This window comes from Streptomyces sp. NPDC043867 (assembly GCF_056435845.1).
This window is the reverse complement of record NZ_JBWKDS010000001.1, coordinates 367,861-393,094: the sequence shown is the minus strand read 5'-3', so window position 1 is coordinate 393,094 and position 25,234 is coordinate 367,861. Positions and strand designations below refer to the sequence as shown.

At 71.0% G+C, this 25,234-nt stretch carries 23 protein-coding genes; 20 read left to right on the top strand and 3 right to left on the bottom strand.

All coding sequences use genetic code 11. The annotated features are described in order from the left end of the window. Positions 1-59: 59 nt before the first annotated feature. The gene (gene mqnC / locus AC069T_RS01935; protein WP_478780815.1) at positions 60-1,259 is read left to right on the top strand and encodes a cyclic dehypoxanthinyl futalosine synthase; all 1,200 of its coding nucleotides are present in this window, start codon (positions 60-62) and stop codon (positions 1,257-1,259) included. Positions 1,260-1,266: 7 nt separating this feature from the next. Continuing rightward, positions 1,267-1,713: an imidazolonepropionase-like domain-containing protein gene (locus AC069T_RS01930; protein WP_478780814.1), complete on the top strand. Its 447-nt coding sequence runs from the start codon at positions 1,267-1,269 to the stop codon at positions 1,711-1,713. Between the two features lie 49 nt (positions 1,714-1,762). Here the strand turns inward: AC069T_RS01930 and AC069T_RS01925 are convergent, their stop codons facing one another. After that, entirely contained in the window at positions 1,763-2,794 is a 1,032-nt protein-coding gene (locus AC069T_RS01925) for a chitinase (protein WP_478780813.1), read from the bottom strand. 307 nt (positions 2,795-3,101) lie between these two features. Here AC069T_RS01925 and AC069T_RS01920 point away from each other — a divergent pair, with 307 nt between their 5' ends. The 6 genes from AC069T_RS01920 to AC069T_RS01895 all read left to right on the top strand — a co-directional run bounded on the left by AC069T_RS01920 (position 3,102) and on the right by AC069T_RS01895 (position 10,631). After that, positions 3,102-3,491, top strand: a complete 390-nt coding sequence (locus AC069T_RS01920) for a hypothetical protein (protein ID WP_478780812.1) — start codon at positions 3,102-3,104, stop codon at positions 3,489-3,491. Positions 3,492-3,509: 18 nt separating this feature from the next. Next, positions 3,510-5,825, top strand: a complete 2,316-nt coding sequence (locus AC069T_RS01915) for a bifunctional polysaccharide deacetylase/glycosyltransferase family 2 protein (protein ID WP_478780811.1) — start codon at positions 3,510-3,512, stop codon at positions 5,823-5,825. Then, positions 5,822-7,213: an acyltransferase family protein gene (locus AC069T_RS01910; protein WP_478780810.1), complete on the top strand. Its 1,392-nt coding sequence runs from the start codon at positions 5,822-5,824 to the stop codon at positions 7,211-7,213. The genes AC069T_RS01915 and AC069T_RS01910 overlap by 4 nt, the downstream gene beginning before the upstream one ends. A gap of 73 nt (positions 7,214-7,286) precedes the next feature. Further along, positions 7,287-7,982, top strand: coding sequence for a demethylmenaquinone methyltransferase (locus AC069T_RS01905; protein ID WP_358850971.1), 696 nt, complete (start codon positions 7,287-7,289; stop codon positions 7,980-7,982). A 145-nt stretch (positions 7,983-8,127) separates the two neighbouring features. Then, complete coding sequence (locus tag AC069T_RS01900; protein WP_478780809.1) at positions 8,128-8,736, top strand: zinc ribbon domain-containing protein; 609 nt, start codon at positions 8,128-8,130, stop codon at positions 8,734-8,736. Next, a complete protein-coding gene (locus AC069T_RS01895) occupies positions 8,727-10,631 on the top strand; it encodes a hypothetical protein (RefSeq protein ID WP_478780843.1) in 1,905 nt (634 codons plus the stop codon). Before AC069T_RS01900 ends, AC069T_RS01895 begins: the two co-directional genes overlap by 10 nt. Positions 10,632-10,701: 70 nt before the next feature. On the opposite strand, the gene AC069T_RS01890 is transcribed toward AC069T_RS01895, so the two are convergent. After that, on the bottom strand, positions 10,702-11,208 hold the full coding sequence (locus AC069T_RS01890; RefSeq protein WP_478780808.1) for a GNAT family N-acetyltransferase: 507 nt from the start codon (positions 11,206-11,208) through the stop codon (positions 10,702-10,704). 49 nt (positions 11,209-11,257) lie between these two features. Between AC069T_RS01890 and AC069T_RS01885 the strand changes: the two genes are divergently transcribed. Further along, positions 11,258-12,592 carry a geranylgeranyl reductase family protein gene (locus tag AC069T_RS01885; protein WP_476753528.1) on the top strand — a complete coding sequence of 445 codons (1,335 nt, stop codon included), beginning with the start codon at positions 11,258-11,260 and terminating at the stop codon, positions 12,590-12,592. Between the two features lie 222 nt (positions 12,593-12,814). On the opposite strand, the gene AC069T_RS01880 is transcribed toward AC069T_RS01885, so the two are convergent. Next, complete coding sequence (locus tag AC069T_RS01880) at positions 12,815-13,645, bottom strand: C40 family peptidase (protein ID WP_478780807.1); 831 nt, start codon at positions 13,643-13,645, stop codon at positions 12,815-12,817. 716 nt (positions 13,646-14,361) lie between these two features. Here AC069T_RS01880 and AC069T_RS01875 point away from each other — a divergent pair. The 11 genes from AC069T_RS01875 to nuoK are packed head-to-tail and all read left to right on the top strand — an operon-like array spanning position 14,362 to position 25,224. Next, on the top strand, positions 14,362-14,721 hold the full coding sequence (locus AC069T_RS01875; RefSeq protein WP_007383963.1) for an NADH-quinone oxidoreductase subunit A: 360 nt from the start codon (positions 14,362-14,364) through the stop codon (positions 14,719-14,721). Between the two features lie 13 nt (positions 14,722-14,734). Further along, the gene (locus tag AC069T_RS01870) at positions 14,735-15,289 is read left to right on the top strand and encodes a NuoB/complex I 20 kDa subunit family protein (RefSeq protein WP_010041554.1); all 555 of its coding nucleotides are present in this window, start codon (positions 14,735-14,737) and stop codon (positions 15,287-15,289) included. Continuing rightward, positions 15,286-16,032 carry an NADH-quinone oxidoreductase subunit C gene (locus AC069T_RS01865; RefSeq protein WP_478780806.1) on the top strand — a complete coding sequence of 249 codons (747 nt, stop codon included), beginning with the start codon at positions 15,286-15,288 and terminating at the stop codon, positions 16,030-16,032. The genes AC069T_RS01870 and AC069T_RS01865 overlap by 4 nt, the downstream gene beginning before the upstream one ends. After that, the gene (locus tag AC069T_RS01860) at positions 16,029-17,369 is read left to right on the top strand and encodes an NADH-quinone oxidoreductase subunit D (RefSeq protein ID WP_388788050.1); all 1,341 of its coding nucleotides are present in this window, start codon (positions 16,029-16,031) and stop codon (positions 17,367-17,369) included. The genes AC069T_RS01865 and AC069T_RS01860 overlap by 4 nt, the downstream gene beginning before the upstream one ends. A gap of 29 nt (positions 17,370-17,398) precedes the next feature. Then, on the top strand, positions 17,399-18,232 hold the full coding sequence (nuoE, locus tag AC069T_RS01855; protein WP_478780842.1) for an NADH-quinone oxidoreductase subunit NuoE: 834 nt from the start codon (positions 17,399-17,401) through the stop codon (positions 18,230-18,232). Then, entirely contained in the window at positions 18,232-19,608 is a 1,377-nt protein-coding gene (gene nuoF / locus AC069T_RS01850; RefSeq protein ID WP_478780805.1) for an NADH-quinone oxidoreductase subunit NuoF, read from the top strand. Before nuoE ends, nuoF begins: the two co-directional genes overlap by 1 nt. Next, positions 19,605-22,109: an NADH-quinone oxidoreductase subunit G gene (locus AC069T_RS01845; RefSeq protein WP_478780804.1), complete on the top strand. Its 2,505-nt coding sequence runs from the start codon at positions 19,605-19,607 to the stop codon at positions 22,107-22,109. The genes nuoF and AC069T_RS01845 overlap by 4 nt, the downstream gene beginning before the upstream one ends. Next, entirely contained in the window at positions 22,106-23,482 is a 1,377-nt protein-coding gene (nuoH, locus tag AC069T_RS01840; protein ID WP_478780803.1) for an NADH-quinone oxidoreductase subunit NuoH, read from the top strand. The genes AC069T_RS01845 and nuoH overlap by 4 nt, the downstream gene beginning before the upstream one ends. After that, positions 23,475-24,116 (top strand): NADH-quinone oxidoreductase subunit NuoI, encoded by a 642-nt coding sequence (gene nuoI, locus AC069T_RS01835; RefSeq protein ID WP_478780802.1) that lies wholly within the window; start codon positions 23,475-23,477, stop codon positions 24,114-24,116. The genes nuoH and nuoI overlap by 8 nt, the downstream gene beginning before the upstream one ends. Continuing rightward, positions 24,113-24,928 carry an NADH-quinone oxidoreductase subunit J gene (locus AC069T_RS01830; protein WP_476753521.1) on the top strand — a complete coding sequence of 272 codons (816 nt, stop codon included), beginning with the start codon at positions 24,113-24,115 and terminating at the stop codon, positions 24,926-24,928. Before nuoI ends, AC069T_RS01830 begins: the two co-directional genes overlap by 4 nt. Continuing rightward, complete coding sequence (nuoK, locus tag AC069T_RS01825) at positions 24,925-25,224, top strand: NADH-quinone oxidoreductase subunit NuoK (RefSeq protein ID WP_006133113.1); 300 nt, start codon at positions 24,925-24,927, stop codon at positions 25,222-25,224. Before AC069T_RS01830 ends, nuoK begins: the two co-directional genes overlap by 4 nt. Positions 25,225-25,234 lie beyond the last annotated feature (10 nt).

Sequence of the window (25,234 nt, the reverse complement as noted above, 5' to 3'; positions counted from 1 at the left end):
GAGGGGGCTGGCGTAGGGTGGTCGGGTCTGTCCACACCCTTACGAAAGGGACACACCCGGTGACCGAGAAGGCCGACCTCCAGTCCGTCCTCGACCGTGCCGCCGAGGGTGGGCGGATCACCCCCGAAGAGGCACTCGACCTCTACCGCGACGCCCCGCTGCACGCGCTGGGCGCCGCCGCCGACGCGGTGCGCCGCCGCCGGTACGCGGGCACCGAGCACATCGCGACGTACATCATCGAACGCAACATCAACTACACGAACGTGTGCGTCACGGCGTGCAGGTTCTGCGCGTTCTACGCGGCCCCCAAGGACACCGCCAAGGGCTGGACGCGCGACCTCGACGACATCCTGCGCCGCTGCGCGGAGACGGTCGAGCTCGGCGGCACGCAGATCATGTTCCAGGGCGGGCACCACCCGGACTACGGCGTCGAGTACTACGAGAAGCACTTCGGCGCGATCAAGCAGGCGTTCCCGCAGCTGGTCATCCACTCCCTCGGCGCCTCCGAGGTCGAGCACATGGCCCGCATCTCCAAGGTGCCGGTGGAGGAGGCCATCCAGCGCATCCACGCCGCCGGCCTGGACTCCTTCGCGGGCGCCGGCGCGGAGCTGCTCCCGGCGCGCCCGCGCAAGGCCATCGCCCCGCTGAAGGAGAGCGGCGAGCGCTGGCTGGAGATCATGGAGGCAGCCCACAACCTGGGCGTCGAGTCCACCTCCACCATGCTCATGGGCACGGGCGAGACGAACGCCGAGCGCATCGAGCACCTGCGGATGATCCGTGACGTGCAGGACCGCACCGGCGGCTTCCGCGCGTTCATCCCGTACACCTACCAGCCCGAGAACAACCACCTGAAGGGCCAGACGCAGGCCACGCTCTTCGAGTACCTGCGGATGATCGCCATCGCCCGGCTGTTCCTCGACAACGTCGCGCACATCCAGGGCTCCTGGCTCACCACCGGCAAGGAGGTCGGCCAGCTGTCGCTGCACTACGGCGCCGACGACCTCGGCTCGATCATGCTGGAGGAGAACGTGGTCTCCTCCGCGGGTGCCAGGCACCGCTCCAACCGCATGGAGATCATCGACCTGATCCGCAAGGCGGACCGCGTCCCGGCGCAGCGGACGACGACGTACGAGCACATCGTGGTGCACGACGACCCGGCGGACGACCCCGTCGACGAGCGCGTCGTCTCGCACATCTCGTCCACCGCGATCGAGGGCGGCACGGCTCACCCCGAGCTGAAGCTGCTCGCCTCCAACTGACGCGCCGGTGCTGACGATCCACGCCGCGGACGAGCTGCGCACCGGTCCGGACGCGGAGCCCGTGCGGGACGGCGCGGTCGCCGTCGAGGGCGACCGCGTCGCCGGGGCGGGTCCGCTCGGGGAGCTCCTGGAGCGCTTCCCGGGGGCGCGGGTGCGGCGGTGGCCCGGGGTGCTCGGGCCCGCGCTCGTGCACGAGGGTCCGCTGCCCGAGGCGCCCTCGCCCCGTGAGCGGATCCACGCGGTGCTGAAGTCGGGCGGCACCGCGGTCCTCGTGGAGTACGCCGACAGCGCGGACCTGCGGGCCGCCGCGGCCCGCAACGACGTCGTCGTGCTCCCGCACGCGCGGCCCGGCACCGTCCGCGAGACCGGACGGGCCGACCTGGCCGTGTTCACCCCGGACGGCGTCTGCGTGGCCACCGTCTGCGCGGGCCGCCTGGTCCACCGGCGCCGCTGAGCGGTGCCGCCGGCGGCACCGCCAGGCCCGCACCGCCCGCACCGCCCGCTCAGCCGGTGAAGGCCTCGGCGAAGGCGCCCGGACTCTGTTTCACGCCACTGCAGTCGGTGGCCGCGTCGCCGGACGCCGAGCCGCCGTCCTCGCAGCTCTGGTCGCGGAAGGTGGACCACATGGACACCCACGCGACGCCCTTCTTCTCGGCGAACGAGCGGACCTCGGCCGCGTCGGCGAGGGTGAACGTCTCGTTGTCGACGTCGTTGACGCCGATCATCGAGGTGAGCGCGAGTCCCTGCCAGGCCGCCTTCGACGAGAGACCGAAGACGTCCGCCAGCTGGTCGTGCGCGGCCTCGGCCGACGTCCTGGCGTAGTCGCCCATGTCACCGGTGTACGAACTGCCGTAGTTCATCGTCATGATGTTGACGGTGGAGACCTTCACGGCGTGGTCGTTCGCGGACTCCAGGAGTGCCAGCCCGTCGGCGTCCAGGCCGGAGGGCATCACCGGCAGGGTGAAGGAGACCTCCAGGCCGGTGCGTTCCCTCTGGAGCAGCGCGATGGCCTCGGAGCGCAGGGCGACCGAGGCGGAGTCCGTCAGCTCGTCGCCCTCGATGTCGAAGTCGGCCCGGGTGGTCCCGGCCGCGTCCAGCGCGGCGCCGTAGGCGTCGGCCAGTTCGGCGGCGCTGTCGCAGGTGGCCGCCAGCTCCTTGCCGGAGGCGCCGCCGAAGGAGACGCGGACCGCCGCACCGGTGTCCGTGAGGGCGGAGATGCGGGACTTCACCGCCGAGTCGCCGAGGGCGTGCGTCCCGTTCCACTTCGGCGTGCAGTCGCTGCCGTCGGAGATCACGAACGCCAGGTTGTACGTCGACGGCGAGCCGGCGGTGTCCAGGCCGGCCGCGGCGGTCGTGGCGCTGACGTACGGCTCGTAGGCGGTGCCCGACGTCCGTGCCCGCGCGGTGGAGGAGACCGTCGGCGTACCGGCTCCCGGCGGCGCGTCCGACGTGCCGTCCCCGCCCGAGGAACAGCCGGCGCAGGCCAGCGCAGCCAGGCAGACGAGTCCGGCACCCCGCTTCAGGAAACTCCGCATTACCCGTGCACCCGCTCTCGTGATGTCCGTCTCGGAAGGGAAACAGAATTGAGTTCCCGCGGAAGGAATGTGGCACACCGGACCGTGAATCCTGAATACAGCGGATCCACAGACACGACGGCCCTGCGGTTCGCGAATCGGGTCAATCGGTCAGGAAGTCGGGACGAATGGCGCATACGTAGTTGCGGTTTCCGCGACGGGCGGGCCGGCGTTCTCTCAGGGAAAGGACAGGGTCGGCGCGTTCTCATGGGGTCCTCACATGAGAAACCGAGTTCTCGGCACATAAAGAAGTTCTAATGTCCGGGGAATGCAATCCGAGTCCGCCATCGAAAACCGCACTTCCTCGCGTGCCCGCCGCCGCAGGAGCGGCGACGGGCCCGCCGAGGGCCCCGTGTTCGTCGACAGCTCCGGGCGCAGAGCACGCCTGCTGCGCCGGCTCGGCATGCTCGTCGGTGTCGTCTGTCTCGGGTACGCGGTCGTGCTCGGCATGGCCTTCATGGGCTGGGGCACCTCGCTGACCCCGTCCTCGCTGCTGCCCTTCGGCGGCGGCCCGGCCGGCACCCAGAACTCCGGCCCTGGCGGCGCCAGCCCCGAGGGCGGCCTCGGCACCCCGCCCGCGCTGCCCGGCGGGGCGACGCCCACCGCCACCGGCGCGTCCCCGTCCCCCACCGTGTCCGCCTCCACCGGCGCCAACTGACGGAACACACCCACCCTCATGACTACGACGACGTCCTCGCGCGGTCGCCGACGCGCCCCCACCAGGATGGAGCGGGCGGCCGGAAAGGCCGCGGCCCTCCAGAAACCCCGCGTGATCCTCGCCCTGCTGATCCTGCTGGGCCTCATCAGCGTGATGCTGCTCGACGGCTATCTGCGCTCCGAGATCGGCAACGACGCACGGGTGCGCGACGGCGCGGCCTACGACAAGGTCCCCCAGAAGATCCTCGACGGCGGACCCCTGCTCACCTTCGACGGCGGCAGGGCGACGACCCGGTCGATGCCGGAGAAGACCATCGCGCTCACCTTCGACGACGGCCCGACCCCGACCTGGACGCCCGAGATCATGAAGGTGCTCCAGGACAACGACGTCGAGGGCACGTTCTTCGTGGTCGGCTCGATGGTCACCCGCTACCCGGGTGTCGTGAACGACCTCGTCGACCAGGGCAACGAGGTCGGCATCCACACCTTCACCCACGTCGACCTCTCCTACCAGAGCACCGCCCGGCTCCGGCGCGAGCTCCAGCAGACGCAGCTCGCGCTGGCGGGCGCGGCCGGGATCACCACGACCCTGTTCCGCGCCCCGTACTCCTCGGAGATCAACGCCGTCGACAACTACAGCTGGCCCGTCTACAAGGAGGTCGGCGGCCTGGGCTACACCAGCGTCTTCGTCGACACCGACAGCGACGACTGGAAGAAGCCGGGCGTCTCGAAGATCGTCCAGTGGGCGACGCCGAAGAAGAACAAGGGCGCCGTCGTCCTCATGCACGACGCGGGCGGCGACCGCGCGCAGACGGTCGAGGCGCTGGACACGTACATCAAGAAGATGAAGGCGAAGGGCTACACCTTCACCACGGTCAGCGGCGCCCGGGCCGAACTCGCCCGGCAGAACGCGCAGAAGGACACCGGGCAGACCGGCGCGGCCGGGACCGGACCGCAGCCGTCCGGCGCTCCGCAGGGGCAGCAGAACCCGGGCGCGGGCGGAGCGGCCGCCGCGAACGCGGAACAGGCGGCCCACCGCACGGCCTCCGGCGCCGTGCTCTACGAGGGCAGGGCCCTCGTCGCGGCGGTCGCGGTGGCCGAGTGGGTGGTGCCCGGCCTCGCCTGGTTCCTGGCCGTCGTGGGCGTCGCCGTCCTCGGCCGTTTCGGCCTGATGCTCGTCCTCGCCCGCCGCCATCACCGGCAGCGCAACAGGAAGCGCGGCAGGGGCGGGAAGTTCAGCTGGGGTCCTGCGGTCACCCGGCCGGTGACCGTGATCGTGCCCGCCTACAACGAGAAGGAGTGCATCGCCAACACCCTGAAATCACTGGCGAGAAGCACCCATCCGGTCGAGATCGTCGTCGTCGACGACGGCTCGACGGACAACACCTCCGAGATCGCCGAGTCGCTCGGCATGCCGAACGTCCGCGTCATCCGGCAGGAGAACGCGGGCAAGCCGGCCGCGCTCAACAACGGTGTGCGCAACGCCCGTCACGACATCGTCGTGATGATGGACGGCGACACCGTCTTCGAGCCGGACGCCGTGCACCAGCTCGTGCAGCCGTTCGCCGACCCGGAGATCGGCGCCGTCGCCGGCAACGCCAAGGTCGGCAACCGCGACACCCTGATCGGCGCCTGGCAGCACATCGAGTACGTGATGGGCTTCAACCTCGACCGCCGCATGTACGACCTGCTGCGCTGCATGCCCACCATCCCGGGCGCGATCGGCGCGTTCCGCCGGGACGCGGTGCTCGAGGTCGGTGGCATGAGCGAGGACACGCTCGCCGAGGACACCGACATCACCATCGCGATGCACCGGGCGGGCTGGCGGGTCGTCTACCAGGAGCACGCCAGGGCGTGGACGGAGGCGCCCGGCTCGCTCAAGCAGCTGTGGAGCCAGCGCTACCGCTGGAGCTACGGCACCATGCAGGCGCTGTGGAAGCACCGCAAGTCCCTCACGGACAAGGGGCCTTCGGGCCGCTTCGGCCGCGTGGGCATGCCGCTGGTCGTGCTCTTCCAGGTCTTCACGCCGGTCTTCGCCCCGCTCATCGACGTGTTCACCGTCTACTCGATGCTCTTCGTGGACTTCTGGGCGGCGCTGCTCGCCTGGCTGGCCGTCCTCGCCGTCCAACTCGTCTGCGCGGCGTACGCGTTCCGGCTGGACCGGGAGAAGTACCGCTACCTCGCGATGCTGCCCCTCCAGCAGCTCGCGTACCGCCAGATGATGTATCTGGTCCTGATCCACTCCTGTGTCACCGCCCTCACCGGCGGCCGCCTCCGCTGGCAGAAGCTCAAGCGCACCGGTGAGGTCGGCACCCCGACGGGAGCGGGCCGATGAGCCGGGGCCCGGAGCAGCAGGGCCACGGGTACGACCACGGGTACCCGCAGCCCGGGCCGTACGCGTCGCCCGAGCCGTACGCGCAGCCCGCACCACCGGATCAGTACGCGTCGCCCGAGCCGCACGCGCAGCCCGCACCGCCGGATGCGTACGCGCACGCTGTGCCGCCGGATGTGTACGCGCAGCCCCTGCCGCCGGATGCGTACGGGCAGGGGCCTTGGGAGTACCCGCAGGAGCCGGGGTACTCGGGGCATCCCGCTCCCGGGGAGCCGGCGCCCGGGCCGGCCACCGCGCCGCCGGAGCCCGGCCCGGTCGCGGCCCCGCCCGCGGAAACCCGGGCGTCCGGACCGGCGGCCGGCGGCCGGGACCGGTACTTCGACACACTGCGCGCCGTCGCGCTGGTCCGCGTCGTGACGTACCACACCTTCGGCTGGGCCTGGGCGGGCATGGTGTTCCCGTCCATGGGCGTGATGTTCGCGCTCGCCGGCACCCTGATGGCCAAGTCCCTGGAACGGCCCGCGCTCCAGGTCGTCAGGAGCCGGGTGCGCCGGCTGCTGCCGCCGTTCTGGTTCTGGGGCGCGTTCGTCGTGGTGGCGATGCTCGTCCACGGCTGGATGCCGGGCTGGCAGATCGTGTTCTGGGTGGTGCCCCTCGGCGACCCGCCGGGCAACGCCTGGGGGCAGCAGGCCTGGGAGATCCTCTGGTACCTGCGCACGTACCTCTGGTTCGTCCTCCTGTCGCCGGTGCTGCTGCGGATCTTCCGCACGGCGCCCGTCGCGGTGCTGCTCCTGTCCCTCGCGCCGATCGTCGTGTTCCAGTACGCCTGGCAGCCGCCGGACGACCGGTTCGGCTCCGCGCTGACGGACCTCGCCACCTACCTGTTCTGCTGGCTGGCCGGCTTCGCGCACCGCGAGGGCGTCCTCCAGCGGCTGAAACCGGCAGCGGTGGTCCTGCTGTCGCTGGCAGCCCTCGCGTACGGCGGCTGGTACGCCCTCGCGCACCGGGCGGAGACCGGTACGTACGACCTCGACGACATCCCGCTCGCCCAGGCCTTCTGGTCGGCCGGGTTCGTGACCCTGCTGATGTACTTCAAGGCGTACTACGGCGTCGACTTCGCCCGGCTCGCCCGGTTCAAGCGGCTCGACCGGATCGTGACGGTCTTCAACGGGCGGGCGGTGACGATCTATCTCTGGCACGAGATCGCGCTGGTGCTGGCGGTCCCGCTGATCGACCAGTTCTGGAAGGTGCCCGCCTTCGAGGCGTATCTGCCGCTGGAGAGCCAGTGGTTCCTGTTCGCCGTCGGCTGGGTGCTGATCTGGATCGCGCTCCCGCTCGCGGGGTGGGTGGAGGACGTGGCGGCGAAGAAGAAACCGAAGCTGCTGCCCTGAGCGGCGGCCCCTCCGCCGGTGTACGGGGCCGGGCGCCCGGCACGCGCCCGGCCCGTACTGCCACAATGGGACCGTGACCCGCGCATCCCTGGACAAGCAGCCGCACGAAGTCGCCTCGATGTTCGACGACGTGGCGGAACGGTACGACCTGACGAACGACGTGCTGTCACTCGGCCAGGCCCGGCTCTGGCGCAAGGAGGTCGCGAAGGCGGTCGACGCCCGGCCCGCCCAGAAGATCCTGGACCTGGCCGCAGGCACCGCCACCTCCTCCCTCCCCTTCGCCCGCACCGGCGCCTACGTGGTGCCCTGCGACTTCTCGCTCGGCATGCTCCAGGTCGGCAAGCGGCGCAATCCCTGGCTGCCGCTGACGGCGGGCGACGCGACGAAGCTGCCCTTCAAGGACGACACCTTCGACGCGGTGACGATCTCCTTCGGGCTGCGCAACGTGCAGGACACGGACGCGGCACTGAGCGAGCTGTACCGGGTCACCAAGCCCGGCGGCCGGGTCGTGATCTGCGAGTTCTCGCACCCCACCTGGGCGCCCTTCCGGACGGTGTACACCGAGTACCTGATGCGGGCGCTGCCGCCGGTCGCCCGCTCGGTGTCCTCCAACCCCGACGCGTACGTCTATCTCGCCGAGTCCATCCGCGCCTGGCCCGACCAGCCCGCCCTCGCCGAACGCCTGCAGAAGGCGGGCTGGTCGAAGGTCGCCTGGCGGAACCTGACCGGCGGCGTCGTGGCGCTGCACCGGGGCCGCAAGCAGGGCTGAACACGCCCGGCCGGCCGGCAGCGCGCCAATTCACCCGTACGAAGGGGGCGTTGTCCGGAACCGGTCAATGGGAAACTCGTGTCCGTTCCTTACGCCTGACTTCGTCCGGTCACGGCACGAGTTCTCTCACTGACGGAGCGTTCCCATGGCGTCGTACTGCCCGCACTGCGGAGCCCCCGCCCCCGACGAGGCGCGCTTCTGCATGACGTGCGGCCGGGAACGGGTCCCGGCGCCCTCCGCCGAGGCCCCGCCAGCACCGGCCTCGGCTCCGCAGGGCCCGGCCGCCCCCGGCGCCGCACCGGGGCCGCCGGCCCTGCCGGGGAGGCCCCCGCAGCCGCCGCCCGCTCCGCCCGCCCCGGCGGCGGTGACCGCGCCCGGCACTCCGCCGCCGGGAGCCCTGCCGCCGGGGCCGCCGCCCCCGCCCGTCCACGCGCCCGTGCCCGCCGGGCCGTCCCCCTTCGGCGCCTTCCTCGGCCGCACCTTCCGGGGCGACTGGGCCGGGGCCGCGAAGGCCGCGCTCTGGCCGGTCGGACTGCTGCTGGTCACGGCCGTGGCGCTCGCGATCCCGTCCTACGGGCAGGACGACGAGGTGGTCGTCGGCTTCGCCGACCGGATGCGGATCGCCCTGGCCGTGCTGCTCCAGGCGCTCGGCGGCGGCTTCGAGGTGAAGGAGGCGTCCGGCTCGGTGTTCGGGGGGGGGGGGACGGCGGCGGCTTCGCCTCCGAGTTCGGCGGCGGCGGACAGCTGTCGCTGATCCCGCTGACCGTCACCGCGCTGTGGATCGCCGCGTGCTACGCCGGCGTACGGATGCTGCGCACCCGGTCCGCCCCGCGGGCACCGCACGGCACGACCGCGGGCCTCGAAGCGGCCGTGCGGGTCGCGCTGCTGATGACCGGCGCCGTGTTCGTGACGGGGCTGTTCGCGCAGCCGACCGTCGCGGGCGAGGTCGAGATCTCGGCCTCGCCCTGGCTCGCCGCGCTCGGCGCACTGCTGCTCGGCCTCGCCGTCGCCTGCGGGGTGCTGCACCGCGACGGCCTGAGCCAGTGGCTCGCCGCCCGGCCGGGCGCGCGGGCGTGCGTACGGGCGACGGGCACCGCGCTGCGCGCGCTCGCCGTCGTCCTGGTGCTCTGCTCCCTCGTCGTCCTCGTCCTCTACGCGCTGGGCGACGATCGCGGTGACACCTCCGACCTGGACGCTTCCGGTGTGTCGCCCTTCCTGATCGTGCTGCTCCTGCTGCCCAACCTGGCGGTGCTGGCCCTCGGCCTGTCCTGGGGCGCACCCGTCGAGGTGGAGGCCCGCGGAAGCACGCCCTACGGCGGCGGGTACGAGCACCAGGCCTTCGGCCTCTCCGAACTCGGCGACGCCGCCAACTCCTGGGCGGTCGTGGGTGCGCTGGCCCTCGGCCTGGTCTGCGCGCTCACCCTCGGGCTGCCGGCCGCACGGCGCTCGGCCGACCGGCGCGAGCAGCTGCTGGCTGCGGGGATCTTCTCCGGGCTGTTCCTGCTGCTGGCCGGGATCGGCGGCTTTCGCTTCGAGGTGGCGGGCGGCCCGTCCGACGGGTCCGGCCACGGGTTCGGCTCCGGCTCCGGGGACGCCCTCACCGGCAGCTTCGGCATCGGGGTGAGCGTCCCGGACGCGCTGCTCCTCGGGCTGGTGTGGATCTTCGCCGCGGCCTTCCTCGCGCCGTATCTCCTCCAGATGGCCGGGGCGCGGACGGCGGTGATCGCACCGCCGGTCCCGCCGATGCCGAACACCCCCGCCGGACATCCGGCTCCCCGGCCGCACGTCTCCGCCGCCGGCGACTCCCACACCGTGCGGCTCGGACACGAGGCACCGGCCGCCCCCGCGCACGCTCCCGCCGCCCCTCCGGACTCCACCCCCGTCCCCGCACCGCCGTACGCCCCCGCCCTCGCTCCCGCGTACGGCCCCGCCGCCCCGGCCGTCACCGCGAAGCCCCGGAGCCGGGCAATCGTCTGGGTGGTCACGCTCGTGGCCGCGTTCGCCGTCGGGGGCGGGGCCGCGGCCGGCGTGCTGGTCTGGCAGGACATGGAGTCGGACGGATCGTCGAACAAGGCGCGGACCAGGGCGACGCCCACGCCCGCATCCTCACCGACGGCCGACGGCCGGAATCCGTCCCCGGGAGTCACCGACGACCCGGAGCCGTCCGGCGAACCCACGGAAGGGGCCGCGGCGGCCTCCGGACTCCCCGACGGCTACCACCGGCTGGCCGACCCGATGGGCTTCTCCTTCGCCGTCCCGGACGTGTGGGCGCGCGAGGGCGTCAAGAACGGCACGCAGGTGACGTACGCGGGATCGACCGGCCTCGAGCACCTCCAGGTCGGCGTGATCGCGAACGCCGGCTACACCTCGTACGACAACTTCGTGACCCTGGAGAAGACGGCGAAGCGGAAGGACACCGGCTACCACCGGATCAAGCTGGAGCGGAACACCTTCCAGGGGCGCGCGGGCGCGGTCTGGGAGTACACGTACACGGACGAGTCCGGCCGGACGGTCCACGCGAAGGACCAGGGCTACGTCGCCGACGACGGCACCGAGTACGCGATCATGATCGTCGGCCACGACGAGCTGTGGGAGGGCGACCTCGCGGAGACCTTCCGGGTCGCCCTGGAGTCCTGGGAACTCGCCTGAGCGCCGCGAACGGGACGCCCGGTCCGTCCCGTTCGCGCACCGCGCGGTGGCGGTCACCGCACGGTGTCCGTCACAGGGCCAGCCGGTAGCAGTGGCCCTCCTGCCGCGATTGCGGGGTCGTGAACCGCTCGGCGAGACGCATGCCCAGGCGTCCGGTCACCGCGATGGACCGCTCGTTGCGGGCGTGGACCAGGGCGACCACGCCCGGTACGCCCGCCGCGCGCAGCCGGTCGAGCGTGGTGCGCGCCGCGGCGGTGACGTACCCCTGCCCCCAGTGCCGCCGGCCGAGGCGCCAGCCGATCTCGATCTCCCCCGCCGGTCCCCACGGGTGCGGCCACGGCTGGGCGCCGGTGAAGCCGAGCACCTCGCCGTCGGCGCCGGTCACCGTCCACAGACAGAAGCCGTGTTCGGCGTCGTGCCGGCGCTGGCGCGCGGTGAGCTCCTCGTACACCGACAGTTCGGCCGCTGCGCCTCCGTGGAACTCCATCACCTCCGGGTCGGCGAAGATCCGGTGCCAGGCGAAGGCGTCCTCGTCGGTGGGCACGCGCAGCTGCACTGCGGGGAGAGCTCGGTTCACGGGGGGCAGCCCTTCATCCGGGTGATCGGTACCGCTGCATAGACTGCCCATGTCCCATGCCCGTCAGCACGCAGATTCCGAACCTTGGGGAGAACCCGCCGTGACCGAGCCCCTCTCCGAAAACACCGCCGATGTCATCGTCGTCGGGGCCGGGCCAGCCGGTTCCGCGACCGCGTACCACCTGGCGAAGGCCGGACTCGACGTCCTGCTGCTCGAGAAGACCGCGTTCCCGCGGGAGAAGGTGTGCGGCGACGGTCTGACCCCGCGTGCCACCAAGCAGCTCGTGTCGATGGGCATCGACATCTCGGAAGAGGCCGGCTGGCTGCGGAACAAGGGCCTGCGCATCATCGGCGGCGGGGTCCGGCTCCAGCTCGACTGGCCGGATCTCGCCTCCTTCCCCGACTACGGACTCGTCCGCAAGCGGGACGACTTCGACGAGCAGCTGGCCCGGCAGGCGCAGAAGGCGGGAGCGCGGCTGTACGAGCGCTGCAACGTCGGCGCCCCGGTCCTCGACGACCGCACGGGCCGCATCACGGGCGTGCACGCCAGGCTCGGCGAGGAGAAGCGCGAGGTCACCTTCCACGCACCGCTGGTCGTCGCGGCCGACGGCAACTCCACCCGGCTGTCCCTCGCGATGGGCCTGCACCGCCGCGAGGACCGCCCGATGGGCGTCGCCGTCCGTACGTACTTCACCAGCCCCCGGCACGAGGACGACTACCTGGAGTCCTGGCTGGAGCTGTGGGACCGCCGGGGCGCCGAGGACCGCCTGCTGCCGGGCTACGGCTGGATCTTCGGCATGGGCGACGGCACCTCCAACGTGGGCCTCGGCGTCCTGAACACCTCCGACTCCTTCAAGGAGCTGGACTGGCGCGAGGTCCTGAAGGCGTGGTGCGCCTCGATGCCGGAGGACTGGGGCTACACCCCGGAGAACATGACCGGCCCGATCCGCGGCGCCGCCCTCCCCATGGCCTTCAACCGCCAGCCCCACTACACCAAGGGCCTGCTGCTCGTCGGTGACGCGGGCGGCCTGGTGAACCCGTTCAACGGCGAGGGCATCGCCTACGCCATGGAGTCCGGCCAGATCGCCGCCGACGTCATCGTCCAGGCGCACGCGCGGTCGACCCCGGCCCAGCGCGAACTGGCGCTCCAGCGCTACCCGCGCGTCCTGAAGGACACCTACGGCGGCTACTACACCCTCGGCCGCGCCTTCGTGAAGCTCATCGGCAACCCGAAGGTCATGAAGATCGCGACCCAGCGCGGCCTCAGCCACCCGATGCTGATGAAGTTCACGCTCAAGATGCTGGCCAACCTCACCGACCCCACGGGCGGCGACGCGATGGACCGGATCATCAACGGCCTGTCGAAGGTCGCGCCGAAGGCGTGACGGAGGGCTGAGCCGGGGCGGCCGCGGGCGCGGGCCGCCCGCAGGGCCCAGGGGACGGTGTACGCCCGGGAGGGCAGCCGTCCCCTTCGTCGGCTCCGGGAGCGGCTGAGGGCCCGCTGAGGGTCGTCTGAGACCCATGGGGCGGCTGTGCCGGGCGGGGCGGACGCGCGCGAGGGCCACCTTCCCGCCCGGAAGGTGGCCCTCGACGCACGCGTCCTCGGGTTACAGCACCCGCACCGCTCCGGTGGCCGGGTAGCCCGAAAGATCCTGGATCACCACGCCCTTGGAGGGGTTGGCGGCGTCCAGGTACTGGCCGTTGCCGATGTACACACCGACGTGGTACGCCGAGCCGGCCGAACCCCAGTACAGGATGTCCCCCACCTGCACGCTGGAGAGCGGGACGGGCGTACCGGCGGTCGACTGGGCCTCCGAGACGCGCGGCAGGTCGACGCCGACCTGCTTGAACGCGGCCTGGACGAGCCCGGAGCAGTCCCAGGCGTTGGGGCCGGTGCCGCCCATGACGTAGGCGTCGCCGACCTGCGCCTTGAGGAAGGCGATGACCGTGCCGACACTGCCACTGGCCGCCGGAACGGGGGCGTCCGCGGTCGCGGGCGCCGCGAGGGTGGTGCGCTGGGCCGACCGCGAGGCGGCCTGGGTGGCGGCGGCCTTGCGCTCGGCCTCCGCCTTCTTCTTGGCCTCCGCCTTCTTCTTGGCCTCGGCCAGGTCGGCCTTGGCCTGCTTGGCCGCCTTGGCTGCGGCCGCGTCGCGCTCCGCCTGCAGCTCGTAGTTCGCCGCGGCCTGCTGGGTGGCGTCCGCGGACTGCGCGACCTGGGTGGCCAGATCGGCCGTCAGGGTCGGCAGTTCGAGGGTCTGCGTCACGGGCTCGGCGGCCTGCGCCGCACCCGACGCCCCGGCCACGGCCAGGGTGCTGAGAACGCCACCGGCAACTCCGGCGCGCATCGCGAGACTCGACGCGTTGCGGCGGGGCTTCCGGTGGCTGCGTATGTGAGCGGTGTGGGACATGGGTACAACCGGTACCAGGGGCTCCTCCATACCTTCAAGAAACGTGTGGTGCGCCACAGTTGTTCAATGGGAGCTCGAATCTCGGGCGCGTCGCCGCCTATTGGCGCCGTAACGGGCATTGCGGGCGAAGTTGATCACGGCTGTGATCATGGGTTATCCGAATTACGCCCGAATTGCCCCGCGCCTACCACTGGTTGAGGCCAGTGGCCAAGCCCCGCTTTTCCGGAGCCTCCTCCGGTGTGGCGCACGTCACGGAACGGCGGCCCCGGCGAGCGCGTCCCGCGCGGGAGTCGCGACGGCCTCCGGCTCGTGAACGGGTGCACGTGTCCACATCCGTCCGCCCCGGTCCCCCTGATGTGTGAACGGGCCCCTCTATCAAGGGATCTGGTCCAGCGCCAATTTGCCCGCCGCGCCCGTGGCTTGATAATGCGCCAACGCTCCGACCAGCGGTGACGAGTGAAAATGTCACCTCTTGGTGATCGCTCGACTGCTTCGCGTACGAAGATCACCGCTCATCCGACTTCATGATCCTTCGCCTGGTGGTGGAGATCACAAAGTACTTGGTGACCCCCGTGTCGCAGATCACAGACCGGCAGGCATAAGATGCGGGGCAGTTGGGCTTGTGACCTGCTTCACATGTACGCGATCTTCGTCGGGGACGCACGGGGTTCGTGGGACAGGTGGGGCGGGAGGCTCGCCCGACGCAACCGCCAGCAGTCAGTGCCGACTGAGAGGAGCGAGGAGCGGTGAACGCGTATGCGCCCATCCTCGTACTGGGAGCCCTCGGGGCAGGCTTTGCGATCTTCTCCGTGGTCATGGCCACGCTGATCGGTCCGAAGCGGTACAACCGCGCCAAGCTCGAGGCATACGAGTGCGGCATCGAGCCGACCCCCACGCCGGCCGGCGGCGGGCGCTTCCCCATCAAGTACTACCTGACGGCGATGCTCTTCATCGTCTTCGACATCGAGATCGTCTTCCTCTACCCCTGGGCCGTCACCTTCGACGCCCTGGGTGTTTTCGGGCTCGTGGAGATGCTGCTCTTCGTGCTCACCGTCTTTGTCGCGTACGCGTACGTATGGCGGCGCGGCGGCTTGGAATGGGACTGAGGGGCCTTAAGCCATGGGACTCGAAGAAAAGCTGCCGAGCGGCTTCCTGCTGACCACCGTCGAGCAGGCCGCCGGCTGGGTGCGCAAGTCGTCCGTCTTCCCGGCCACGTTCGGACTCGCCTGCTGCGCCATCGAGATGATGACGACCGGCGCGGGCCGCTACGACCTGGCCCGCTTCGGCATGGAGGTCTTCCGCGGATCACCGCGCCAGGCCGACCTGATGATCGTCGCCGGACGGGTCAGCCAGAAGATGGCGCCGGTGCTGCGGCAGGTCTACGACCAGATGCCCAACCCGAAGTGGGTGATCTCCATGGGGGTCTGCGCCTCGTCGGGCGGCATGTTCAACAACTACGCCATCGTGCAGGGCGTCGACCACATCGTCCCGGTCGACATCTATCTGCCCGGCTGCCCGCCGCGGCCCGAGATGCTGATGGACGCGATTCTCAAGCTCCACCAGAAGATCCAGACCTCCAAGCTCGGCGTGAACGCCGAGGAGGCGGCCCGCGAGGCGGAGGAAGCGGCACTGAAGGCGCTTCCCACCATCGAGATGAAGGGCCTGCTGAGGTGAGCGACGCGAACGGCGCCGGCAACGGCGTGAACCCGGAGAAGGACCTCGGTGCGTCCAACCTGCCCGGCCAGCGCGGCGACCAGGGCGAGGAGATCCGCGTCCAGCGCGGCATGTTCGGCGCGAACAACGGGGGCGACACCTCCGGCTACGGCGGGCTGGTCCGCTCGATCCGGCTGCCCGGCCCGGCCTCCCGCCCCTACGGTGGCTGGTTCGACGAGGTCGCAGACGAGCTGGAGGGCGCCCTGGAGGAACAGGGACTCGTCCCCGAGAACGCGATCGGCAGGACGGTCGTCGACCGGGGTGAGCTGACCTTCCACATCGAGCGCGAGCACCTGGTGCGCGTGGCCCGGACCCTGCGCGACGACCCGGCCCTGCGCTTCGAGCTGTGCACCGGCGTCTCCGGCGTGCACTACCCCGAGGACAGGGGCCGCGAGCTGCACGTCGTCTACCACCTGCGCTCGATCACCCACAACCGGCTGATCCGCCTCGAAGTCAGCGCCCCGGACGCCGATCCGCACGTCCCCTCGCTGGTCTCCGTCTACCCGACGAACGACTGGCACGAGCGCGAGACGTACGACTTCTTCGGGCTGGTCTTCGACGGTCACCCGGCGCTGACGCGGATCATGATGCCGGACGACTGGCCGGGCTTCCCGCAGCGCAAGGACTATCCCCTCGGCGGCATCCCCGTCGAGTACAAGGGCGCCCAGATCCCGGCTCCGGACCAGCGGAGGTCGTACTCGTGAGCACGCAGACCCCTTCCGGGGCATCAGCCGCCTCCCCCCGCGAAACCACCGAGGGGACCGTCTACACGGTCACCGGCGGGGACTGGGACGAGATCGCCCGGGCCGCGGCCAAGTCCGACGACGAGCGCATCATCGTCAACATGGGGCCGCAGCACCCCTCCACGCACGGCGTGCTCCGGCTCATCCTGGAGATCGACGGCGAGACGGTCACCGAGGCCCGCTGCGGCATCGGCTACCTGCACACCGGCATCGAGAAGAACCTCGAGTACCGCACGTGGACGCAGGGCACCACGTTCGTGACGCGCATGGACTACCTGACGCCGTTCTTCAACGAGACGGCGTACTGCCTGGCGGTCGAGAAGCTCCTCGGCATCGAGGACCAGATCCCCGACCGCGCCTCGGTCATCCGGGTGCTCCTGATGGAGCTGAACCGGATCTCCTCCCACCTGGTGTGCATCGCCACCGGCGGCATGGAGCTGGGCGCGACCACGATCATGATCTACGGCTTCCGTGACCGCGAACTCATCCTCGACATCTACGAGCTGATCACCGGCCTGCGGATGAACCACGCGTACATCCGCCCCGGCGGACTCGCCCAGGACCTGCCGCCCGGCGCGGTGGACCAGATCCGCGAGTTCGTGAAGAAGATGCACAAGAACCTTCCCGAGTACGACAAGCTCGCCACCGGGAACCCCATCTTCAAGGCCCGTATGCAGGACGTCGGCTATCTCGACCTGGCCGGCTGCATGGCCCTCGGCGTCACCGGCCCGGTGCTGCGCTCGGCGGGCCTGCCGCACGACCAGCGCAAGGCGCAGCCGTACTGCGGCTACGAGACCTACGACTTCGAGGTCCCGACCGCCGACACCTGCGACTCCTACGGGCGGTTCCTGATCCGCCTCGAGGAGATGCGCCAGTCCCTGCGGATCGTCGAGCAGTGCCTGGACCGGCTCCAGCCCGGCCCGGTCATGGTCGCCGACAAGAAGATCGCCTGGCCCGCCCAGCTCGCGCTCGGCCCCGACGGTCTCGGCAACTCGCTCGACCACATCAAGAAGATCATGGGCTCCTCCATGGAGGCCCTCATCCACCACTTCAAGCTGGTGACCGAGGGCTTCCGCGTCCCGCCGGGACAGACATACGCGGCCGTCGAGTCGCCCAGGGGCGAGCTGGGCGTGCACGCCGTGTCCGACGGAGGCACCCGCCCCTACCGGGTCCACTACCGCGACCCGTCCTTCACCAACCTCCAGGCCATGGCGGCGATGTGCGAGGGCGGCCAGGTCGCCGACGTCATCGTCGCCGTCGCGTCCATCGACCCCGTGATGGGAGGCGTCGACCGGTGACCACCACTCCCGAGGGCGTCAGCCTGGGCATGCCGCAACTGCCCGCCCCCGACTATCCGGACGACGTCCGGGCCCGGCTCGAGACCGACGCGCGCGAGATCATCGCCCGCTACCCGGACTCCCGGTCCGCGCTCCTGCCGCTGCTGCACCTCGTGCAGTCGGAGGAGGGCCACGTCACGCGCACCGGACAGCGGTTCTGCGCCGACGTGCTCGGCCTGACCACCGCCGAGGTCACCGCGGTCGCCACCTTCTACTCCATGTACCGCCGCAAGCCGAGCGGCGACTACCAGGTGGGCGTCTGCACCAACACCCTGTGCGCGGTGATGGGCGGTGACGCGATCTTCGAGGCCCTCCAGGACCACCTGGGCGTCGGCAACGGCGGGACCACCGACGACGGCAAGGTCACCCTGGAGCACATCGAGTGCAACGCGGCCTGCGACTTCGCCCCGGTCGTGATGGTCAACTGGGAGTTCTTCGACAACCAGACCGTCGCCTCCGCCAAGCGCCTCGTCGACGACCTGCGCACCGGAGCACAGGTCGAGCCCACCCGCGGCGCCCCCCTCTGCACGTTCAAGGACACCGCCCGGATCCTGGCCGGCTTCCCCGACGAGCGGGACGGCGCCGTGGAGGCCGGCGGCAGCGCGGGCCCCGCGTCGCTGACCGGCCTGCGGCTGGCCAAGGGCGAGACCGGCGCCGCCCGCGTGGTGCACCCGCGGGGCTCCGGCGGCTCCGGCGGACCCCAGGACGGAACCCCGCACGAGCCGTCGCCGACCGAACACCTCAGCTCGCACGACGCGCCGCAGGACACGTCGGCCTCCGACCCGGCCCACCCGGCGGGTCCTGTCGCCGAGGAGGGGGAGTGATGACCTTGTCCACTCAGTACGGAGGCACCTCCCAGCCCGAGGCAGGCGGCGGGAGCAGCCCCGAGAAGCTCCTCGCCCCCGTGCTCTCGGCCTTCTGGGACGAGGAGAAGTCCTGGACGCTGGACGTCTACCGCCGGCACGACGGGTACGAGGGGCTGCGCAAGGCGTTCGCCATGTCCCCGGACGACCTCATCGCGTACGTCAAGGACTCCGGTCTGCGCGGCCGCGGCGGCGCCGGATTCCCCACCGGGATGAAGTGGCAGTTCATCCCCCAGGGAGACGGCAAGCCGCACTACCTGGTCGTCAACGCCGACGAGTCGGAGCCGGGGACCTGCAAGGACATCCCGCTCCTGTACGCGAACCCGCACAGCCTCATCGAGGGCATCGTCATCGCCTGCTACGCGATCCGGTCCTCGCACGCCTTCATCTATCTGCGCGGCGAGGTCGTCCCCGTGCTGCGGCGGCTGCACGAGGCCGTCCGCGAGGCATACGCCGCCGGGTACCTCGGCGAGAACATCCTGGGCAGCGGACTCGACCTCGAACTCACCGTCCACGCGGGCGCGGGCGCGTACATCTGCGGTGAGGAGACCGCGCTGCTCGACTCGCTCGAAGGCCGCCGCGGCCAGCCGCGACTGCGTCCCCCCTTCCCGGCCGTCGCGGGCCTCTACGCGTGCCCCACCGTCGTGAACAACGTCGAGTCGATCGCGTCGGTTCCCGCCATCCTGCACAAGGGCAAGGAGTGGTTCCGGTCGATGGGCAGCGAGAAGTCCCCGGGCTTCACGCTGTACTCGCTCAGCGGCCACGTCGCGAGCCCCGGCCAGTACGAGGCGCCGCTCGGCATCACCCTGCGCCAGCTCCTCGACATGAGCGGCGGGATGCGCCCCGGACACCGGCTGAAGTTCTGGACACCGGGCGGCTCCTCGACCCCGATGTTCACCGACGAGCACCTCGACGTCCCCCTGGACTACGAGGGCGTCGGCGCCGCGGGCTCCATGCTCGGCACCAAGGCGCTCCAGTGCTTCGACGAGACCACCTGCGTCGTTAGGGCCGTCACCCGCTGGACCGAGTTCTACGCCCATGAGTCCTGCGGCAAGTGCACCCCGTGCCGGGAGGGCACGTACTGGCTCGTGCAGTTGCTGCGCGACATCGAGGCCGGCAAGGGCGCCATGTCCGACCTCGACAAGCTGAACGACATCGCCGACAACATCAACGGCAAGTCCTTCTGCGCCCTCGGCGACGGCGCCGCCTCGCCGATCTTCTCCTCGCTCAAGTACTTCCGCGAGGAGTACGAGCAGCACATCACCGGCCGGGGCTGCCCCTTCGACCCGGCCAAGTCGACCGCCTGGGCGGACAAGCACACGGAGGTGAACGCATGACAGTGACCACAAGCGCTCCCTCCGGAGGCGGCGAGGCGGCGATCCCGCCGGAGGACCTGGTCTCCCTGACGATCGACGGCGTGGAGATCAGCGTGCCCAAGGGCACCCTGGTCATCCGGGCCGCCGAACAGCTCGGCATCGAGATCCCCCGGTTCTGCGACCACCCCCTCCTCGCCCCGGCCGGCGCCTGCCGCCAGTGCATCGTCGAGGTCGAGGGCCAGCGCAAGCCCATGGCGTCCTGCACGATCACCTGCACCGACGGGATGGTCGTCAAGACGCACCTCACCTCGCCCGTCGCCGAGAAGGCCCAGCACGGGGTGATGGAGCTGCTGCTCATCAACCACCCGCTGGACTGCCCGGTCTGCGACAAGGGCGGCGAGTGCCCGCTGCAGAACCAGGCCATGTCCCACGGACAGACCGAGTCCCGCTTCGAGGGCAGGAAGCGGACGTACGAGAAGCCGGTCCCGATCTCCACCCAGGTGCTGCTCGACCGCGAGCGGTGCGTGCTGTGCGCGCGCTGCACCCGCTTCTCCAACCAGATCGCGGGCGACCCGATGATCGAGCTGATCGAGCGGGGCGCGCTCCAGCAGGTCGGCACCGGAGACGGCGACCCCTTCGAGTCGTACTTCTCCGGGAACACGATCCAGATCTGCCCGGTGGGCGCGCTGACATCGGCCGCCTACCGCTTCCGCTCCCGCCCCTTCGACCTGATCTCCTCGCCGTCCGTGTGCGAGCACTGCTCCGGCGGCTGCGCGACGCGCACCGACCACCGGCGCGGCAAGGTCATGCGGCGCCTGGCCGCCGACGACCCCGAGGTCAACGAGGAGTGGATCTGCGACAAGGGCCGGTTCGCATTCCGGTACGCGCAGCGGCCCGACCGCATCAGCACCCCCCTGGTGCGCGGCGCCTCCGGTGAGCTGGAACCCGCGTCCTGGCCGGAGGCGCTGGAGGCGGCGGCACGCGGACTGTCGGCCGCCCGGGGCCGGGCCGGCGTGCTGACCGGCGGCCGGCTCACCGTCGAGGACGCCTACGCGTACAGCAAGTTCGCGCGCGTGGCCCTCGGCACGAACGACATCGACTTCCGCGCGCGCGTGCACAGCAGCGAGGAAGCCGACTTCCTGGCGGCCCGCGTCGCCGGACGCGGGCGGGACCTCGACGGCACGGGTGTCACGTACACCTCGCTGGAGAAGGCACCCGCCGTCCTGCTCGCGGGCTTCGAGTCCGAGGAGGAGGCACCCGGCGTCTTCCTGCGGCTGCGCAAGGCCTGGCGGGGACACGGCCAGCGGACCTTCGCGCTCGCCACGCACGCCACCCGCGGCCTGGAGAAGGCGGGCGGCACGCTGCTGCCCGCCGCGCCCGGCACCGAGACCGAGTGGCTCGACGCGCTCGCCGACGGCTCCGGCCTGGAGGGCGACGGCGCACTGGCCGCCGAGGCGCTGCGCACCGAGGGCGCGGTCATCGCGGTCGGCGAGCGGCTCGCCGCCGTCGCGGGCGGCCTCACCGCGGCCGTCCGGGCCGCCGCCGCGACCGGCGCCCGGCTGGTGTGGATCCCGCGCCGGGCCGGGGAGCGCGGCGCGATCGAGGCGGGCGCGCTGCCGTCGCTGCTGCCCGGCGGCCGGCCGGCCACCGACCCGCGCGCGCGGGACGAGGTCGCGGCCGCCTGGGGCGTCGCCGAACTCCCGCACCGCCACGGCCGTGACACCGGGCAGATCGTCGACGCCGCGGCCGGCGGTGAGCTGCAGGCCCTGCTGGTGGCCGGCGTCGAGGTCAACGACCTCCCGGACCCGGTACGCGCGCGTGCGGCACTCGCCGAGGTGCGCTTCCTGGTGTCGCTCGAACTGCGCCCGAGCGAGGTCACCGACCACGCGGACGTCGTCCTGCCGGTCGCGGCGGTCGCCGAGAAGGCGGGCACGTTCCTCAACTGGGAGGGCAGGGCCCGGCTCTTCGAGGCGGCGCTCAAGCCCGACCAGATGACCCGCCGGCTGGCACCCACCGACGCGCGCGTCCTGCAGATGCTGGCCGACGCCATGGACGTCCACCTCGGCCTGCCGGACCTGCGCACCGCGCGCGCCGAGCTGGACCGGCTCGGCGCCTGGGACGGGCCGCGGGCCGCGGACCCGCTGGAGACGGCGGCCCTGCTGCCGCGGCCCGCCGCCGGGGAGGCCGTGCTCGCGGGCCACCGGCTGCTGCTCGACCTGGGCCGCCTCCAGGAGGGCGACGAGGCGCTCGCCGGGACCCGGCACGCCGCACACGCGCGTGTGTCGGCCGCGACGGCCGCGGAGGCGGGCGTCGCGGAGGGCGGTCTCCTCGCCGTCACCGGACCCTCCGGAGTCGTCGAACTCCCGCTGCGGATCACCGAGATGCCCGACCGTGTGGTCTGGCTCCCGCTGAACTCCACCGGCGGGGGCGTCGCCTCCGACACCGGGGCGCTGCCCGGCGCACTCGTCCACATCGGCCCGGCGACGCTCGCCGCCGAGGCCCCCAAGGAGGTGGAGGCATGACTCCGTACCTCGCCGCTGAAGACCTGTCGATGTTCGGCCGCGACCCCTGGTGGCTGGTCGTCGTCAAGGCGGTCTTCTGCTTCGCCTTCCTGATGATCACCGTGCTCTTCTCCATCGTGTGGGAGCGCAAGGTCGTCGCCTGGATGCAGCTGCGCATCGGCCCCAACCGGCACGGCCCCTGGGGCATGCTCCAGTCGCTCGCCGACGGCATCAAGCTGATGCTCAAGGAAGACCTCGTCGTCAAACGCGCGGACAAGGTGGTCTACGTCCTCGCGCCCGTCGTCGCCGCCATCCCGGCGTTCATGGCGATCGCGGTGATCCCCTTCGGGCCCGCGGGCAACGAGATCTCGATCTTCGGCCAACGCACCACGATGCAGCTCACCGACCTGCCGATCGCGATGCTCTACATCCTCGCGGTCGCCTCGGTGGGCATCTACGGGATCGTGCTCGCGGGATGGTCCTCCGGGTCGACGTATCCGCTGCTCGGCGGTCTGCGCTCGTGCGCCCAGATGATCTCGTACGAGATCGCCATGGGCGCCGCGTTCGCCTCGGTCTTCCTGTACTCCGGTTCGATGTCGACGTCGACGATCGTCGAGCAGCAGCACGACCGCTGGTTCATCGTGCTGCTGCCGGTCTCCTTCGTGATCTACGTGGTGACGATGATCGGTGAGACCAACCGGGCCCCGTTCGACATGCCGGAGTCCGAGGGCGACCTGGTCGGCGGCTTCAACACCGAGTACTCGTCGATCAAGTTCGCGATGTTCATGCTCGCCGAGTACGTGAACATGGTGACGGTCTCGGCCGTCACCGCGACGCTCTTCCTGGGCGGCTGGCGGGCCCCCTGGCCGGTCAGCACCTTCTGGGAGGGCGCCAACCACGGCTGGTGGCCGATGCTCTGGTTCACGGTGAAGGTGCAGCTGCTGCTGTTCTTCTTCATCTGGCTGCGCGGCACCCTCCCGCGGGTGCGCTACGACCAGCTGATGAAGCTCGGCTGGAAGGTCCTGATCCCGGTCTCCGTGGTCTGGCTCATGCTCGTCGCGACCGTACGGACCCTGCGCAACGAGAACTACGACTTCGCCGACATCGCCCTGTACGTGGGCGGCGGTGTCCTCGTCCTGCTGCTGCTCTCGTTCGTGGTGGACATCTTCCGCGACCGGGGCGCCAAGGAGCAGGAGGCGAAGGCCGAGCCCGTCGCCTTCGACCCGATGGCCGGCGGATTCCCCGTGCCGCCGCTGCCCGGCCAGGAACTGCCGCCGGTTCCGCGGCGCCGCTCGCGCCGCGAGCGGGAGTTGATTGTCAGTGGTGGGTCCGATACTGCGAGTGACGGATCACTTGGCGGGACTCGTGACGGAAAGGAGGGGTCCGATGGCTGAGGAGCCGAAGGAGACCAAACCCGGTTTCCAGAACCCCGTCGCCGGCTTCGGCGTGACGTTCAAGGCCATGTTCAAGAAGCGGCTGACCGAGCAGTATCCGGAGCAGCCGAAGACCACCGCTCCGCGGTTCCACGGCCGGCACCAGCTCAACCGCCATCCGGACGGCCTGGAGAAGTGCGTCGGCTGCGAGCTGTGCGCCTGGGCCTGCCCCGCCGACGCCATCTACGTGGAGGGCGCGGACAACACCGACGAGGAACGCTATTCGCCGGGCGAGCGGTACGGCCGCGTCTACCAGATCAACTACGCCCGCTGCATCCTGTGCGGCCTGTGCATCGAGGCGTGCCCCACGCGCGCGCTGACGATGACGAACGAGTTCGAGCTGGCCGACAGCAGCCGCGCCAACCTCATCTACACCAAGGAGCAGCTGCTCGCCGGACTGGAGGAGGGGATGGTCGACAGCCCGCACTCGATCTTCCCCGGCACGGACGAACAGGACTACTACCGGGGACTGGTCACCGAGGCCGCGCCCGGTACGGAGCGCCAGGTGGCCGTCTCCCGCGGCGAGGTGCCGCAGGAGGCCGCCTCCACCTTCGGCGCGGAGGAGCCGGCGTCGGAGAAGGTGATCCGCCCATGATGCCTCTCGCCGCCTACTCCACCTCCACCGGAGAGGCCTTCCAGTTCTGGGTGCTGGGCACCGTCGCCGTGCTCGGCGCCCTGTGCACCGTCTTCATGAAGAAGGCCGTGCACAGCGCGCTCTGTCTCGCCGGGACCATGATCATCCTGGCGGTGTTCTACCTCGCCAACGGGGCGTACTTCCTGGGCGTCGTGCAGATCGTCGTCTACACCGGCGCGATCATGATGCTGTTCCTCTTCGTGGTCATGCTCGTCGGTGTCACCGCGGCGGACTCCGTGAAGGAGACCATCAAGGGCCAGCGCTGGCTGGCCCTGATGTGCGGCCTCGGCTTCGGCATCCTGCTCTTCGCGGGCATCGGGAACGCCTCCGTCAAGGACTTCAACGGCCTCGCCGAGGCCAACGCGAACGGCAACGTGGAAGGCCTCGCCTCCCTCATCTTCACGAAGTACGTGTTCGCCTTCGAGATCACCGGCGCGCTGCTCATCACGGCCACCATCGGCGCCATGGTGCTCACGCACCGCGAGCGCACCGAGCGGGCCAGGACCCAGCGCGAGATGTCCGAGGAGCGCGTCCGCGCGGGCAAGCACCTGCCGCCGCTGCCGGCGCCCGGTGTCTACGCCCGGCACAACGCGGTGGACATCGCGGGCCTGCTGCCCGACGGCACCCCGTCCGAGCTGACGGTCAACAAGACGCTGCGGGACCGCGGCCAGATCCGGGACGTGTCGACCGACGCGCTGAACGACCTGAAGGCCCTGGAGCAGCGTGCCGAAGAGCGCCTGGAGCGCACGAAGACAGGGGAGGGGCCCAAGTGAACCCGGTCAACTACCTGTATCTCGCCGCCCTGTTGTTCACGATCGGCGCCACCGGCGTGCTCATCAGGCGCAACGCGATCGTGGTGTTCATGTGCGTCGAGCTGATGCTCAACGCCTGCAACCTCGCGTTCGTCGCCTTCTCCCGGCTGCACGGCAATCTCGACGGCCAGATCATCGCCTTCTTCACGATGGTCGTCGCCGCCGCGGAGGTCGTGGTCGGGCTCGCGATCATCGTGTCGCTGTTCCGTTCCCGCCACTCGGCCTCGGTCGACGACGCCAGCCTGATGAAGCTGTAAGGGGTCGCTG